General features: G+C 71.1%; 11 protein-coding genes. 7 read left to right on the top strand and 4 right to left on the bottom strand.

Going from position 1 to position 14,824, the window contains the following annotated elements; genetic code table 11:
* Nucleotides 1-58: 58 nt before the first annotated feature.
* Nucleotides 59-1,273 carry an acetyl-CoA C-acetyltransferase gene (locus ACIGJO_RS16840; protein WP_399958523.1) on the top strand — a complete coding sequence of 405 codons (1,215 nt, stop codon included), beginning with the start codon at nt 59-61 and terminating at the stop codon, nt 1,271-1,273.
* A gap of 37 nt (nt 1,274-1,310) precedes the next feature.
* The gene (locus ACIGJO_RS16835) at nt 1,311-3,482 is read left to right on the top strand and encodes a 3-hydroxyacyl-CoA dehydrogenase NAD-binding domain-containing protein (protein WP_399958520.1); all 2,172 of its coding nucleotides are present in this window, start codon (nt 1,311-1,313) and stop codon (nt 3,480-3,482) included.
* 33 nt (nt 3,483-3,515) lie between these two features.
* On the opposite strand, the gene ACIGJO_RS16830 is transcribed toward ACIGJO_RS16835, so the two are convergent.
* Complete coding sequence (locus ACIGJO_RS16830; protein WP_399958517.1) at nt 3,516-4,247, bottom strand: MerR family transcriptional regulator; 732 nt, start codon at nt 4,245-4,247, stop codon at nt 3,516-3,518.
* A 139-nt stretch (nt 4,248-4,386) separates the two neighbouring features.
* On the opposite strand from ACIGJO_RS16830, the gene ACIGJO_RS16825 reads away from it, so the two are divergent.
* Both ACIGJO_RS16825 and ACIGJO_RS16820 read left to right on the top strand, forming a co-directional pair.
* A complete protein-coding gene (locus ACIGJO_RS16825) occupies nt 4,387-4,869 on the top strand; it encodes a macro domain-containing protein (protein ID WP_399958514.1) in 483 nt (160 codons plus the stop codon).
* 135 nt (nt 4,870-5,004) lie between these two features.
* Complete coding sequence (locus tag ACIGJO_RS16820; protein ID WP_399958511.1) at nt 5,005-5,637, top strand: TetR/AcrR family transcriptional regulator; 633 nt, start codon at nt 5,005-5,007, stop codon at nt 5,635-5,637.
* Between the two features lie 81 nt (nt 5,638-5,718).
* Here the strand turns inward: ACIGJO_RS16820 and ACIGJO_RS16815 are convergent, their stop codons facing one another.
* From ACIGJO_RS16815 to ACIGJO_RS16805, 3 genes are all read right to left on the bottom strand, one after another.
* Nucleotides 5,719-6,633 (bottom strand): oxygenase MpaB family protein, encoded by a 915-nt coding sequence (locus ACIGJO_RS16815; RefSeq protein WP_399958509.1) that lies wholly within the window; start codon nt 6,631-6,633, stop codon nt 5,719-5,721.
* 271 nt (nt 6,634-6,904) lie between these two features.
* The gene (locus ACIGJO_RS16810) at nt 6,905-7,942 is read right to left on the bottom strand and encodes a LacI family DNA-binding transcriptional regulator (protein ID WP_399958506.1); all 1,038 of its coding nucleotides are present in this window, start codon (nt 7,940-7,942) and stop codon (nt 6,905-6,907) included.
* Nucleotides 7,943-8,095: 153 nt separating this feature from the next.
* Nucleotides 8,096-9,634, bottom strand: a complete 1,539-nt coding sequence (locus ACIGJO_RS16805; protein ID WP_399958503.1) for a M1 family metallopeptidase — start codon at nt 9,632-9,634, stop codon at nt 8,096-8,098.
* A gap of 235 nt (nt 9,635-9,869) precedes the next feature.
* On the opposite strand from ACIGJO_RS16805, the gene ACIGJO_RS16800 reads away from it, so the two are divergent.
* The 3 genes from ACIGJO_RS16800 (at nt 9,870) to ACIGJO_RS16790 (ending at nt 14,810) form a co-directional block, all read left to right on the top strand.
* Nucleotides 9,870-11,255 (top strand): M14 family metallocarboxypeptidase, encoded by a 1,386-nt coding sequence (locus ACIGJO_RS16800; RefSeq protein ID WP_399958499.1) that lies wholly within the window; start codon nt 9,870-9,872, stop codon nt 11,253-11,255.
* Nucleotides 11,256-11,328: 73 nt separating this feature from the next.
* On the top strand, nt 11,329-13,062 hold the full coding sequence (locus ACIGJO_RS16795) for a BCCT family transporter (RefSeq protein WP_399958496.1): 1,734 nt from the start codon (nt 11,329-11,331) through the stop codon (nt 13,060-13,062).
* A gap of 110 nt (nt 13,063-13,172) precedes the next feature.
* On the top strand, nt 13,173-14,810 hold the full coding sequence (locus ACIGJO_RS16790; RefSeq protein ID WP_399958493.1) for an ABC-F family ATP-binding cassette domain-containing protein: 1,638 nt from the start codon (nt 13,173-13,175) through the stop codon (nt 14,808-14,810).
* Nucleotides 14,811-14,824 lie beyond the last annotated feature (14 nt).

Genomic DNA, 14,824 nt, shown 5'->3' with positions numbered 1-14,824 from the left:
GCCCCACCTCTGTCGCCGAACCACCTCTGTCGCCGAACCACCCCGAAAGGCAGCTGTCTTGAGTACCGAAGCATTCGTCTACGACGCGATCCGCACCCCGCGCGGCCGCGGCAAGGCCAATGGCGCCCTGCACGGCACCAAGCCGATCGACCTGGTCGTCGGCCTCATCCACGAGATCCGGGGCCGCTTCCCGGACCTCGACCCCGCCGCCATCGACGACATCGTCCTCGGCGTGGTCAGCCCGCTCGGGGACCAGGGCTCCGACATCGCGAGGATCGCCGCCATCGCGGCCGGGCTGCCCGATTCCGTCGCCGGGGTCCAGGAGAACCGCTTCTGTGCCTCCGGCCTCGAAGCGGTCAACCTGGCCGCCGCCAAGGTCCGTTCGGGCTGGGAGGACCTCGTCCTGGCCGGGGGTGTCGAGTCGATGTCCCGGGTCCCGATGGGCTCGGACGGCGGTGCCTGGGCGATGGACCCGATGACCAGCTTCCAGACCGGCTTCGCCCCGCAGGGCATCGGCGCCGACCTCATCGCCACCATCGAGGGCTTCTCCCGCCGCGATGTCGACGAGTACGCCGCCCTGTCCCAGGAGCGCGCGGCCGAGGCCTGGAAGGACGGGCGGTTCGCCCGTTCCGTCGTTCCCGTCAGGGACCGCAACGGACTGGTCGTCCTCGACCGGGACGAGCACCTGCGGCCCGGCACCACCGCCGACTCGCTCGCCGCACTCAAGCCGTCCTTCGCGGGGATCGGTGAGATGGGCGGCTTCGACGCGGTCGCGCTGCAGAAGTACCACTGGGTCGAGAAGATCGACCATGTCCACCACGCGGGCAACTCCTCCGGCATCGTGGACGGTGCCGCACTCGTCGCGATCGGCTCCCAGCAGGCCGGCGAGCGCTACGGCCTCACCCCGAGGGCCCGGATCGTCTCCGCCGCGGTCTCCGGCTCCGAGCCGACCATCATGCTGACCGGCCCCGCCCCCGCCACCCGCAAGGCGCTGGCCAAGGCCGGGCTGACCATCGGCGACATCGACCTCGTCGAGATCAACGAGGCCTTCGCCGGGGTCGTCCTGCGCTTCGTCAGGGACATGGGCCTCTCCCTGGACAAGGTCAACGTCAACGGCGGAGCCATCGCGCTCGGCCACCCGCTCGGCGCGACCGGGGCGATGATCCTCGGCACGCTCATCGACGAACTGGAGCGGCGCGACCAGCGGTACGGCCTGGTCACCCTCTGCGTCGGCGGCGGCATGGGCGTCGCCACCGTCATCGAACGACTCTGACCGTCCCGGCCACCCCTGCTTACGGAGAAGAAGAGCAATGACCGAGAGCACGACCATCCGCTGGGAACAGGACGAGACCGGCGTCGTCACCCTCGTACTGGACGACCCGGACCAGTCCGCCAACACGATGAACCAGGCGTTCACGGACTCCATCGCCGCGGTCGCGGACCGCGCGGAAGCCGAGAAGGACTCCATCCGCGGCATCATCTACACCTCCGCGAAGAAGACCTTCTTCGCGGGCGGCGACCTCAAGGACATGATCAAGGCCGGCCCCGAGGACGCCCAGGCCGTCTTCGACACCGGTATGGCGATCAAGAGGTCGCTGCGCCGCATCGAGACCCTCGGCAAGCCCGTCGTCGCCGCCATCAACGGCACGGCCCTCGGCGGCGGTTACGAGATCGCGCTCGCCGCCCACCACCGCGTCGCCCTCGACGCGCCCGGCTCACGCATCGGCCTTCCCGAGGTCACCCTCGGCCTGCTGCCCGCGGGCGGCGGGGTCACCCGCACCGTACGCCTCATGGGCATCGCCGACGCGCTGCTGAAGGTGCTGCTCCAGGGCACCCAGTACACACCGCGGCGCGCCCTGGAGAACGGTCTGGTCCACGAGGTCGCCGCCACCCGGGAGGAGATGCTCACCAAGGCCCGTGCCTTCATCGACGCGAACCCCGAGTCGCTGCAGCCCTGGGACGTCAAGGGCTACAAGATCCCCGGCGGAACCCCGTCCAACCCGCGGTTCGCCGCCAATCTGCCGGCCTTCCCGGCCAACCTGAAGAAGCAGATCGCCGGCGCCCCCATGCCCGCGCCCCGCAACATCCTGGCCGCCGCGGTCGAGGGTTCGCAGGTCGACTTCGAGACCGCGCTCACCATCGAGGCCCGCTACTTCACCGAGCTGGTCACCGGCCAGGTCGCCAAGAACATGATCCAGGCGTTCTTCTTCGATCTCCAGGCCGTCAACTCGGGAGCCAACCGGCCCCAGGGCATCCCGGAGCGTCCGGTCCGCAGGGTGGCCGTCCTCGGCGCCGGGATGATGGGCGCCGGAATCGCGTACTCCTGCGCGCGGGCGGGCATCGACGTCGTCCTCAAGGACGTCTCCGCCGAGGCGGCGGCCAAGGGCAGGGCGTACAGCGAGAAGCTCCTCGCCAAGGCGCTCTCCCGGGGCCGTACGACCGAGGCGAAGCGCGACGAACTGCTGGCCCGCATCACCCCGACCGGCGACCCGGCCGATCTGGCGGGCTGCGACGCGGTGATCGAGGCGGTCTTCGAGGACACCTCGCTCAAGCACAAGGTGTTCCAGGAGATCCAGGACGTCATCGAGCCCGACGCGCTGCTCTGTTCCAACACCTCCACGCTGCCGATCACGGTCCTGGCCGAAGGGGTGTCGCGGCCGGCCGACTTCATCGGCCTCCACTTCTTCTCGCCCGTCGACAAGATGCCGCTCGTCGAGATCATCAAGGGCGAGCGGACCGGTGACGAGGCACTGGCCCGCGCCTTCGACCTGGTCCGCCGGATCGGGAAGACGCCGATCGTCGTCAACGACTCACGCGGCTTCTTCACCTCGCGCGTCATCGGCCAGTTCATCAACGAGGGCGTCGCCATGGTCGGCGAGGGCGTCGAGCCCGCGTCGGTCGAGCAGGCGGCGGCCCAGTCCGGCTACCCGGCCAAGGTGCTCTCCCTGATGGACGAGCTGACCCTCACTCTGCCGCGCAGGATCCGCGACGAGACCCGGCGGGCCGTCGAGGAAGCGGGCGGGACCTGGGCCGGACACCCCGGTGACGGGGTCATCGACCGGATGGTCGACGAGTTCGGGCGGCCCGGACGCAGCGGTGGCGCGGGCTTCTACGAGTACGACGAGGCCGGCAGGCGGACGGGCCTGTGGCCGGGGCTGCGGGAGCACTTCGCGAAGCCGGACGCCGAGGTGCCCTTCATCGACATGAAGGAGCGGATGCTGTTCTCCGAGGCGCTGGACAGCGTCCGCTGCCTGGAGGAGAACGTCCTCGTCTCCGTCGCCGACGCCAACATCGGCTCCATCATGGGCATCGGCTTCCCGCCGTGGACCGGTGGTGTGTTCCAGTACATCAACGGGTACGAGGGCGGCCTGCCCGGCTTCGTGGCACGTGCCCGCGAACTCGCCGAGCGGTACGGCGACCGGTTCCTGCCCCCCGCACTGCTGGTGGACAAGGCCGCGAAGGGCGAGACCTTCCACGACTGACCCCGGGCTGCACGGGCCGCGTCCACGGCGCACTCACTCCGCCGTGAACGCGGCCCGCAGCTCCTGCCGCAGCGACCGCTGGAACGCGGTCACCAGCGCCTGCACCACCATCGGCTGCATATGGGCCGACAGCGACTTCATCGCCGCGACATGCTCCGGGTCCGACTCGCGCTCCCGGTAGGGGTTCCACACCTCGTCCCGGAACAGCCGGGTCAGCTCCTGCGCGGCCGCCCGGGTGTGCTCCACCAGGACCGTGCGCGCCGCCAGGATCGTCTCGTGCGCGATCGGCACGTCCAGCAGCTCCACCCCGAGCCGCAGCAGCCCCGGATCCACCCGGTAGCTCCCCCCGGCCTCCTCGGGTCGCTCCAGCACCCCCATCGCCGCCAGCCGGTCCACGTCCGCCTCGGTGAGCGCCCGCCCGGCGCGCCTCTCCAGCTCCGCCCCGGTCGTGTGCTCCGCCTTGTCCGGCGCCCAGGACGCCACGAGGGCCCGGTGGATCGCCAGATCGTGCGCGCTCAGATCGGGCGGCAGCTGCTCCAGATACCGCTCGATGGCGGCCAGCGTCATGCCCTGGTGCTGGAGTTCCTCGATCAGGGCGAGACGGGACAGGTGCTCGTGCCCGTAACGCCCGACCCGGCGCGGACCGATGACCGGGGGCGGCAGCAGACCGCGGGTGCTGTAGAAACGCACCGTGCGCACGGTGACTCCGGCGCGCGCCGCCAGCTCGTCGACGGTGAGCGTCGGATCGTCGGTCCCGGTCACCATGTCTGCTCCTCGCTTCCCTCGGCCGTGCCCGTGCCCGTGCACCGTCCGGTTCATCAGTATTGCTGTCTCACCACTGTTGTGAAAGTGGTGGGCGGACGACGGGGGCGTGATTGTCCGTGCTGGTTCGTAGGGTGGGGGGATGCCGGAGATCACTTACGTACGGGGAGACGCCACGGCCCCGCAGGGCAAGGGCGTCAAGCTCATCGCACATGTCTGCAACGACCTGGGCGGCTGGGGCAAGGGCTTCGTGCTCGCCGTCTCGCGCCGCTGGCCCGAGCCGGAGAAGGAGTACCGCCGCTGGCACCGGGAGCGGGCGGGCAATGACTTCGCCCTGGGGGCCGCGCAGTTCGTCCAGGTCGCTCCGTACACCTGGGTGGCGAACATGATCGGGCAGCACGGGATGCGGACGGGCAGCAAGGGGGTGCCCGTGCGGTACGAGGCGGTGGACGCAGCTCTGGGCGCGGTGGCCGGACGGGCCGCGGAGCTGGGCGCCTCGGTCCATATGCCGCGGATCGGCTGCGGGCTGGCGGGCGGCACGTGGTCCAGGATCGAGCCGCTGATCGCACAGCGCCTCGTCGCCCCCGGCATACCCGTGACGGTGTACGACTACGGCTCGGACTGACCCCGGTGGCAGCCGTCCGGCGCGCTGCCTTCCGGAACGCCGCCCGAACGGCGGAGAGTTACGGGGTGAGGGAACGCGTCGCTCCCTCCCGGCATGGCTATGGTGGAGTCGGACCGCAGGGACGGGGGAGGGCTCATGCCGGCGCTGAGTACCAACGAGGCACTGCTCGCGAGGGCGCTCACGGAGACTCCGCCGTCCGACGCGCTGAGCGAGCAGATCCTCGACGCGGCGCGTGAGCAGTTCATCACCTTCGGGCTGCGCCGGTCGACCGTGGACGACGTCGCCAAGCGGGCACGGGTCTCGCGCGTGACCGTCTACCGGCGGATCGGGAACAAGGACAGCCTCGTCTCGGCCTGTCTGCTGCGTGAGTACCGCCGGTTCGTGGTGGAGATCGACGACGCGGTCGCCGCGCTGCCCACCATCGAGGACCGGCTCGTCGAGGGCTTCACGGCCGTCCTCAAGCACATCCGGGAGCACCCGCTCGTCGGCGGTCTGCTGCGGCTCGAACCGGAGATCATGCTCCCCTTCCTCACCCTGGAGAGCGGGCCCGCCTTCCTCGCCATGCGCGGATACGTGGCCGGCCGGCTGCGCCAGGTGCGGCGGGCCGAGGGCCGGCCGGAGAGCGATCCGACACCCGTCGCCGAACTGATGGTGCGGATCACCGTCTCGTTCCTGCTCAACCCGGTCAGCTGTTTCGAGCTGGACGACGACGAGCAGGTCCGCTCCTTCGCGCGCCGCTACCTCGTCCCCCTGCTCGCCGCCGGCTGAGGCCGCACGGCCGGCCGGGCTTCACAGCCGGGCTTCACAGTGGGTCTTCCCGGCCGGCGCGGCTCCGCCCTGGGCGGGTGCTCAGGAGGGCTTCCGCGCCGGGGGCGCCGCCGCGGCGCCCCGGACCTCGTCGGGCAGGGGCTCCAGAGGACGGCTCCGGGCCCAGTGCGGGCCGAGGTCATCCAGCCGCCAGCCGAACGGGTACGAGCGTGGCTGCGGGCGCGACGGCAGCCACCCGGGCCGGGCCGGGAGCAACCGCACCAGCCGCGACCGGGCCCGCAGGGCACCCGACGCGGCCGCCCTGACCGGGAGCGGCTGCACCCGGAAGCCCAGCGCCCGCAGCAGCGGCTCATCCAGCAGCGCGAGCGAGAAGCGCGCGGCCAGCGGGCGCACCGGGCGCGGATACCAGCTCGCCATCGTCCGGAACGTGGCGTTCGCGACCCGCCGGTTGGCCGGGTCGTACGCGAACATCCGCTCCTCGTAGGCGTCGAGGAGCCGCTCGAACCCTTCGTACGTCTCGGGAGCACCGTCGATGCCCATCATGGCCGCCGTCTTCCGCCCGACCTGGGTGAGCGCCTCGATCTCCTGGGCGCACAGGGGCCGCCAGCCGAACCGGTCGATCCACCGCTTCGGCCCCACGACGGTCGTGGCCAGCACATAGAGGAAGTCCTCGTTGGGAATGCGGTATCTGCCGTGGATCCGGTTGAGGTGGCGGGCCGCGGCCCGGCCGCGCGCCGAGTCGAAGCCGTCCCTGGCCATCTCGTACCCGATCAGGACGGTGTCGTCGTACCGCTTCTGCCCGGCCCGCTCGAACTCCTGGGTGCGGTCGAGGAGTACGGAGATCCGGGGGACCCCGAAGTCGCGGAGGAACGCGATGCTCACGCCCTGGCGGTAGTCCCAGGGGAACTCGTACTGCGTGAGCAGCCGGAGGATTTCGGCGTAGTCGCGGGTGGGATCCATCCGGCGGATCTCGCGGAGACGGCTGTAGCGGCCCATGGCGCACACTCCCGGAACGCGTGGTGACGGTAGCGGTTTCCTTCAACTCCCTTGAGATCAAGGCTGTCTGACGATCCATGGGGTGCTGGGAGTCAAAGTTACAAATACTATCGACTTGTTTCACGAGCGGCGTCAACACTGCTGACACGGATTCCAGGAAGGGGGGCGCGGGCGTCGGCACTCGTATCCTCGCGAGCGCGCGGCAGCGGGCCCGCGCGGGCGGGGTGAGGGTGGGGTGGGGGAGGCGTCGCCGGGAAGCGCGGGCGCCGGGTCAGGCCGAGGCGCGGAGGACCAGTTCGGTCGGGGTGATGACGGACGCGGCCGCCTCGTCCCCGGTTCCGTCCAGCCGCCGCATCAGCAGCCGGACCATCAGCCGGCCCATGCCCTCGACGTCCTGCCGGACCGTCGTCAGCGGCGGTTCGGTGACCTCCGCGACGGACGCCATGTCGTCGAAGCCGACCACGGCCACGTCCTCGGGAACCCGGAGGCCGCGCTCGCGCAGCACCCGCAGGGCACCCGAGGCCATCAGGTCGTTGGAGACGAAGACGGCGTCCAGGCCGGGATGGCTGTCCAGCAGACGGGTCATGGCCCGCGCGCCTCCCCCGGCGGTGAAGTCGCTGTCCACCACGAGGCCGGGATCGCCCGGGGGCAGGGCGTCGTGGTAGCCGTCGACGCGGTCCAGGGCCGAGGTCTGGTCGCGCGGTCCGGCGATATGCGCTATCCGCCGCCGGCCCAGTGCGACCAGATGGCGTACGGCTTCGCGGGCGCCACCGCGGTTGTCGCAGTCGACGTAGGGAACCGCCGGTCCGGAGCCGGACCCGGGGCGGCCGCCGTACACGGTCGGCACCCGGAACCGGCTGATGATCGCGGGCAGTTCATCGTCCGTGTGCAGGGAGAACGCCAGCACGCCGTCGACATGGCCGCCCGCGAGATAGCGCGTGACCCGGTCGAAATCGCCGCGCCCCTCCACCAGGAGGAGAACCAGCTGGGCGTCGTGCAGAATCAGTTCACGGCTGATGCCACGGATCTGCCGGGAGAAGAACGGGTCGGAGAAGATCCGGAACTCGGGCTCGTCGATGATCACGGCGACCGCCCCGTTGCGGCGGGTGACCAGCGTGCGTGCGGCGTGGTTCGGTATGTAGCCGAGCTCCTCGACGGCCTTGCGCACCTGATCCACCAGCGGCTGCCGCACCCCGGCGCCCCCGTTCACCACCCGGGAGGCCGTCGCCCGGGAGACACCCGCGCGGGCCGCCACCGCCTCCAGGGTGGGCCGGGCGTCACGGAGGGAGTCGGGGCTCGGACCGGGCAAGGGACGCTCCTCGTACGCACGGAAATCCGGCCGTCGCGGGCCGGGACTGGCGGGAACTGCTCGAACACCACCAGCCTATCCGCCGCCCCCGCGGGCGGACGGGGCGCCGCCGCTCCGCGGGGGAGCGACGGCGCCCGGGGCCTGCCGCCGGGGTCAGCGGTGGTCGTGCACCGTGTTGGTCGCGGCGATCTTCGTCCAGGACGCGGGCCGCTCGGGCCCGGCCGCCTCATGTGCCGCGCGGCGCGCGCTCTCACGCGCGGCCGGTGCCCCGGTCCGCCCGCCCGCCGCGGCGCCCGCCGCCGGGAGCTCCGGCCGCGAGGGCCGGTACAGCCAGGTGTCGAAGAGCCCCGCGAGCGGCTTGCCCGAGACCCGCTCCGCGTACCGTACGAAGTCGCCCACGGTCGCGTTGCCGTACGCGTGCTCGGCCGGCCAGCCCTTCAGCAGAGCGAAGAACGTGTCGTCGCCGACCTCGTCGCGCAGCACCTGGAGCGCCAGCGCGCCCCGGTCGTAGACGGCCCCGGCGAACTGGTTGTCCGGTCCCGGGTCGCCCGGCTTCACCGTCCAGAAGGCGTCGTCGGCGGGGTGCTGGGCGTAGGTGTAGTCGGCCAGTTCCCGTGCGGTGCCCTCCCCCTCCTTCTCCGACCACAGCCACTGGCTGTACCGGGCGAAGCCCTCGTTGATCCAGATGTCCTTCCAGCCCTCGACCGACACGCTGTCGCCGTACCACTGGTGCGCCAGCTCATGCACGACGACCGAGACATTGGCGCCGTTGGCGAACTGCCGCGGGCTGTAGAACGGCCTGGTCTGGGTCTCCAGGGCGAAACCGCTGGTCACATTGGGCACGTAGCCGCCCAGGGCGTTGAACGGGTACGGGCCGAACACCTCGGTCAGCCACTCGGCGACCTCGGCCGTGCGCTCGATGCTGGCCCGCGCGGCCCCGTCGTTGGCGCCGAGGTCCTTGCTGTACGCGTTCAGGACCGGCAGGCCGTCCGCCGTCTTGTCGGTCGTGATGTCGAACTTACCGATCGCCAGCGTCGTCAGATACGTCGCCTGCGGCTTGTCCGAACGCCAGTTGAACCTGGTCCAGCCCAGCTTCGAGCTCTGCGACTGGAGCACGCCGTTGCTGATCGCCTGGGTGCCGTCCGGCACGGAGACCGACACGTCGTACGTCGCCTTGTCCAGCGGGTGGTCATTGCTCGGGAACCACCACACCGCCGAGTCCGGCTCCTGCGCGGCGACGCCGCCGTCCGGGGTACGGGCCCACGCGGTCCAGCCGTTGACCTTCAGTTCGGACGGCTTTCCGGCGTAGCGGACGACCACCGAGACCGGCTTGCCCTTGGTGAGGGCGGCCGCCGGGGTGATCTCCAGCTCCTGCTCCCCGGACTTCGCGAAGCCGGCCTTCCTGCCGTTGACCCGCACCTCGGAGACCGCGAGGCCGAAGTCGAGATTGAAGCGGGTCAGCTGCTGGGTGGGGGTGGCCAGCAGCGTCGCCGTGCCTTCCAGCAGATCGGTCGCGGGCTGGTACTTCAGCCGCAGGTCGTAGTGGGACACGTCGTAGCCACCGTTGCCGCTGGCCGGGTAGTAGGGGTCGCCGATACCCGGGGCGCCCACGGTGCCTCCGGCGGCCGATGCCGGGATCGCCAGCACGAGGGTGGCCGCGAGTGCGCTGGGGACGATGAGTCTGCGGTGCACGAATGCTCCAAGTCGTCGGGGCGGATGATCTTCCGACCGGTCGTGGCGACACTAGCCAGACGAGAGCGTTTTTGACCGGCTCATGGCTATTTCTGTCACACGATCGCCATCCGGCCGTCATGGCGCGGGGTGATCGCCCCCTGTCGCACAGGAGTTGACCGGGGTACCTTCCGCACACGCCGACAGGCCGGCGGGTACCCCCGTGCCCGTCCCTGCACCCGGGAGGCAGCCGCTGATGACCCCTCGCATCGCCCGTGCACTCCGATTCCTCGCCCCTCGTTCGTCCCGCCGGCCGGACGCCGTGCGCCCGCCGCGCCGGACGGGCGCCCCGCACCGCCGTCCAGCGGCCGTGCGCACGATGGTGCTGGCGGCGTCGGCCGCCGCGCTCGCCGTACCGTTCGCCACGGTTCCCGCCGAGGCCGCGCACCGCCCGCCGCGCACCGGCTTCGAGCTCAGCGACGGGACCCGCTGGACGGGGCAGCCCGAGGAGCAGGCCTTCCTCGCCGCCGTGGACCGGGGGAGCGACCGGGTCTCCATCGACCGGATCGGCACGACCGGGGAGGGCCGGCCGCTCCAGCTCGTCCGTATCGGCAGTCACCGGCCGACGTCGAACACGATGCTGCTGATCTGCAGTCAGCACGGCAACGAGCCCTCCGGGCGCGAGGCGTGCCTGTCGACGGTCCGCGATCTCGCCTTCGCCGAGGACCGGGAGACCCGCGACTTCCTGTCCCGCACCCGGGTGCTGGTCCTGCCGACGGCCAACCCCGACGGGCGCGCGGCCAACACCCGGGGCAACGCGGACGGTGTCGACATCAACCGCGACCACATCGCCCTGGAGACCGCCGAGGGCCGGGCCATGGCGGCGGTGATCCGCGACCGACGTCCCGATGTCATCTACGACTTGCACGAGTACGGGGCGACGCCCCCGTACTACGACAAGGACCTCTTCGTCCTGTGGCCGCGCAATCTCAATGTCTCCGACCGAGTGCACGAGGCCTCGCAGACCCTGTCCGACCGCTATGTGCGGACCGCCGCGACGGCGGCGGGCTTCAGCAGCGGCCTGTACGGCATCTGGACCGACCCGGTGACCGGTGACCCCGTCAAGCAGACGGCGGGCGACGGCCAGGAGCGGATCCTGCGCAACACCTCGGGCATCAAGCACGCGGTCGGTCTGCTCATCGAATCCCGGGTCGACGCGCTCACCGACGAGGAGAAGGCCGACCGGGCGCTGAACCAGCGGCGCAGGGTCTCGTCCCAGCAGGCGGCGCTCGACGGTCTGTTCGCGTTCACCGGTGAACAGCGCGGCCGGATCGAGGCCGCCACCACGGCCTCGCGGCTCGCGGGCTTCGCGGACCGGGGGCCGGTCCATCTGGGCGGCGCGGACAACGACCCGGCGGAGCCGGACGAGATCCTGCAGGACCCGCCGTGCGGCTACCGGCTGAACGCCGCCCAGTACGCCGATGTACGGGACGAACTGGCCCTGCACGGCGTCACCTCCCGGCGGGAGGGCGACGGGGCATACGTACCGCTGCGGCAGTCGGCCCGCGACCTGATTCCCCTCCTGCTGGACGAACGCGCGACATATCACCTCACAAACGGTCAAGCCGATACCGCTTGTTGATCCCCTGAGATACGCGTCCTGTGTGGTACTGCCTACGGAGAGCGATTTTCGGACTCCGTGAAAGGTGCCTTTCGTGTCGCAGGACGATCAGAGAACGGGTGGGCGGGGGGATCTGCCGGTCACGGCCGATCTCCCCGCCGAGGCGCCCCACGGCAGGAGCCCCACGACCGACCGGGTGGTGTTCGGAGTCACGGCGGTCCTCACCCTCGCCTTCGTGCTCTGGGGCTCGGTCGCCACCGACTCGCTGGAAAAGGTCTCCAGCAGGCTGCTCAACGGCCTCATCCACAACGGTGGCTGGGCCTTCATGCTCGCGGCGTCCGGCTTCGTGGTCTTCGCCCTGTGGCTCTCGATCAGCCGGTACGGGAAGATCTCGCTCGGCCAGGAGGGCGAGAAGCCGGAATTCCGGACCGTCTCCTGGGTCGCGATGATGTTCAGCGCCGGAATGGGCATCGGCCTGATGTTCTACGGGGTGAGCGAACCGCTCGCCCACTTCATCGATCCGCCTCCGGGCACGCACCCCGCCGACGAGGCCGAGGCCATGCAGACGGCCATGGCCACCACCCTCTTCCACTGGACCCTGCACCCCTGGGCGATCTACGCGGTGGTCGGGCTGGCCATCGCCTACAGCACCTACCGGCGACGCCGGCGGCAGACGATCAGCGCGGTCTTCGAGCCGCTGATCGGCGAACGGCACGCCCACGGAGGAGTCGGCCGGTTCATCGACATCCTCGCCATCTTCGCGACCCTCTTCGGCTCGGCCGCCTCCCTGGGCCTGGGCGCCCTCCAGATCGGCAGCGGATTCCACGAGCTGAACTGGCGGGAGAAGACGGGCACCGGACTGCTGGTCGCCATTATCGCGGTCCTGACCGTCGCCTTCGTCGCCTCCGCCGTCTCCGGTGTGGAGAAGGGCATCCAGTGGCTGTCCAACACCAACATGGTGCTCGCCCTGATCCTGGTCGTGTTCGTCTTCATCGCCGGTCCCACCATCATCGTGCTGGACCTGCTGCCCACGTCGATCGCCGCGTACTTCGGCGACCTCGCCCAGCTCGCCGGACGGACCGAGGCGACCGGCAAGAACGACGTGGCCGAGTGGCTGGGCAGCTGGACGGTCTTCTACTGGGCCTGGTGGATCTCCTGGACGCCCTTCGTCGGCATGTTCATCGCGAGGATCAGCCGGGGCCGGACGATCCGGCAGTTCGTCGGCGGCGTCATCCTGGTCCCCAGCACCGTCAGCCTGGTCTGGTTCGCCGTGTTCGGCGGCTCGGCGATCAAGCTCCAGCAAGCCGGGAGGCTCGGCGACGCCGACACCCCCGAGGCCCAGCTCTTCGGCGTCCTCCAGGAGTTCCCGATCCCCACCGTGATGAGCGTCCTGGTGATGGTGCTCGTCGGCATCTTCTTCGTCTCCGGCGCGGACGCCGCCTCCATCGTGATGGGCACGCTCTCCCAGAAGGGCGTCCTCGAACCGGCCAAGTGGGTCGTGGTCTTCTGGGGAGTCGTCACCGGCGCCGTCGCCGCCGTCATGCTGCTCATCGGCAACGGCAAGGGAGACGCGCTGGCCGGGCTCCAGAACCTCACCATCCTGGTGGCCGCTCCCTTCACCATCGTGATGATCGGGATGTGCGTGGCCCTGATGCGGGACCTGCGCCAGGACCCGCAGATCGTCCGGCAGGAGTTCGGGGTGGAGGCCGTCGAATCCGCCGTGATCGAGGGCCACGCCAGGTACGACGGCGACTTCGAGATCCGGATCGGCCCGGGGACGGCGCAGATCACCACGGACCGGCGCCACACGTCCGACCCCTCCGACTGAGGGCGCTCCCCAGGACCTCCCGCGCGGCGGGGCCGCCTCCCACGGGCGCGCCCCGGCCGCCGGTCCGGCCGCCCCGGACCGTCCCGCGGCCGATTAGTATCGACACCCTGATGACTGCCACCCTCGTCGCCAAGGACCTCGCCGCCGGACACGGCGACCGCACACTCTTCGCCGGACTCGACCTCGTCGTCGCGCCCGGTGATGTGATCGGTCTCGTCGGAGTCAACGGCGCCGGAAAATCTTCCCTGCTCCGCCTCTTCGCCGGGCTGGACCTGCCGGAGGAGGGGGAGCTGCGGCTCTCCCCGCCCACCGCCACCGTCGGGCATCTCCCGCAGGAGCCCGAGCGGCGCCCGGAGGAGACCGTGCGGGAGTTCCTGGCCCGCCGCACCGGGGTCGCCGAGGCCCAGCGCGCGATGGACGCCGCGACACAGGACCTGGTCGACGGGGCGCCGGGCGCGGACGACGCGTACTCCGAGAGCCTGGAGCGCTGGCTCGCACTCGGCGGCGCCGACCTGGACGAGCGGGCCGAGGAGGTCGCCGCCGATCTGGGGCTGACCATCGGTCTCGACCTCCCCATGACGGCGCTCTCCGGCGGCCAGGCGGCCCGAGCCGGCCTCGCCTCGCTCCTGCTGTCCCGCTACGACATCTTCCTGCTCGACGAGCCGACCAACGACCTCGACCTGGACGGCCTGGAGCGCCTCGAACGCTTCGTGTCGGGACTGCGCGCGGGCACCGTCGTCATCAGCCACGACCGGGAATTCCTGCTGCGCACGGTCACCAAGGTCCTCGAACTGGATCTCGCCCAGCAGCAGATCAACCTCTACGGCGGCGGGTACGCGGCCTACCTGGAGGAGCGCGAGACCGCCCGCCGGCACGCCCGCGAGGGGTACGAGGAGTACGCCGGCAAGCGGGCCGCCCTCGAAGCCCGCGGCCATATGCAGCGCTCCTGGATGGACAAGGGCGTCAAGAACGCCCGGCGAAAGGCCACCGACGGCGACAAGCTCGGCCGCAACGCACGCAGCGAGGCGAGTGAGAAGCAGGCCGCGAAGGCCCGGCAGACACAGCGCATGATCGAGCGGCTCGACGTGGTCGACGAGCCGCGCAAGGAGTGGGAACTGCGGATGGAGATCGCCACCGCCCCCCGCTCCGGATCGGTCGTCGCCACCCTGCGCGAGGCGCGGGTCGTGCGCGGCGACTTCACGTTCGGACCGGCGTCGCTCCAGATCGACTGGGCGGACCGGGTCGCCATCACCGGCGCCAACGGCGCGGGCAAGTCCACCCTGCTCGCCGCCCTGCTGGGCAGGCTCCCGCTGGACTCGGGGCACGCCACGCTCGGCTCGGGCGTGGTGGTCGGCGAGGTCGACCAGGCGCGGAAGCTGTTCCTGGGCGCGGAGTCGCTGCTGGAGGCGTTCTGCGCGGCGGTCCCCGACACCGAGCCCGCCGAGGTCCGCACCCTGCTGGCCAAGTTCGGTCTGCGCGCGGACCATGTGATGCGCCCCGCGACGACACTCTCCCCGGGCGAGCGCACCCGGTCCGCCCTCGCGCTCCTCCAGGGCCGGGGAGTCAACCTTCTCGTCCTCGACGAGCCGACCAACCACCTGGACCTGCCCGCGATCGAGCAGCTGGAGTCGGCGCTGGAGTCGTACACGGGGACGCTGCTGCTGGTCACGCACGACCGGCGGATGCTGGAGGCCGTAAGGACGACGAGGCGGGTCGAGGTCGCGGCCGGCGGAATCAAGGAACTCTGACGGCACCCGGGTGC

The sequence above is a fragment of the Streptomyces sp. NPDC079020 genome (assembly GCF_044542225.1).
In the GTDB taxonomy this organism is placed as follows: Bacteria; Actinomycetota; Actinomycetes; order Streptomycetales; family Streptomycetaceae; genus Streptomyces.
This window is presented reverse-complemented; position numbering and strand designations above follow the sequence as displayed.

What these genes read in the sequence shown, in the direction of transcription:
- ACIGJO_RS16835 (WP_399958520.1), top strand. Translation starts at nt 1,311, where the DNA reads ATGACCGAGAGCACGACCATCCGCTGGGAACAGGACGAGACCGGCGTC.
- ACIGJO_RS16830 (WP_399958517.1), bottom strand. Translation starts at nt 4,247, where the DNA reads ATGGTGACCGGGACCGACGATCCGACGCTCACCGTCGACGAGCTGGCG.
- ACIGJO_RS16825 (WP_399958514.1), top strand. Translation starts at nt 4,387, where the DNA reads ATGCCGGAGATCACTTACGTACGGGGAGACGCCACGGCCCCGCAGGGC.
- ACIGJO_RS16820 (WP_399958511.1), top strand. Translation starts at nt 5,005, where the DNA reads ATGCCGGCGCTGAGTACCAACGAGGCACTGCTCGCGAGGGCGCTCACG.
- ACIGJO_RS16815 (WP_399958509.1), bottom strand. Translation starts at nt 6,633, where the DNA reads ATGGGCCGCTACAGCCGTCTCCGCGAGATCCGCCGGATGGATCCCACC.
- ACIGJO_RS16800 (WP_399958499.1), top strand. Translation starts at nt 9,870, where the DNA reads ATGACCCCTCGCATCGCCCGTGCACTCCGATTCCTCGCCCCTCGTTCG.
- ACIGJO_RS16790 (WP_399958493.1), top strand. Translation starts at nt 13,173, where the DNA reads ATGACTGCCACCCTCGTCGCCAAGGACCTCGCCGCCGGACACGGCGAC.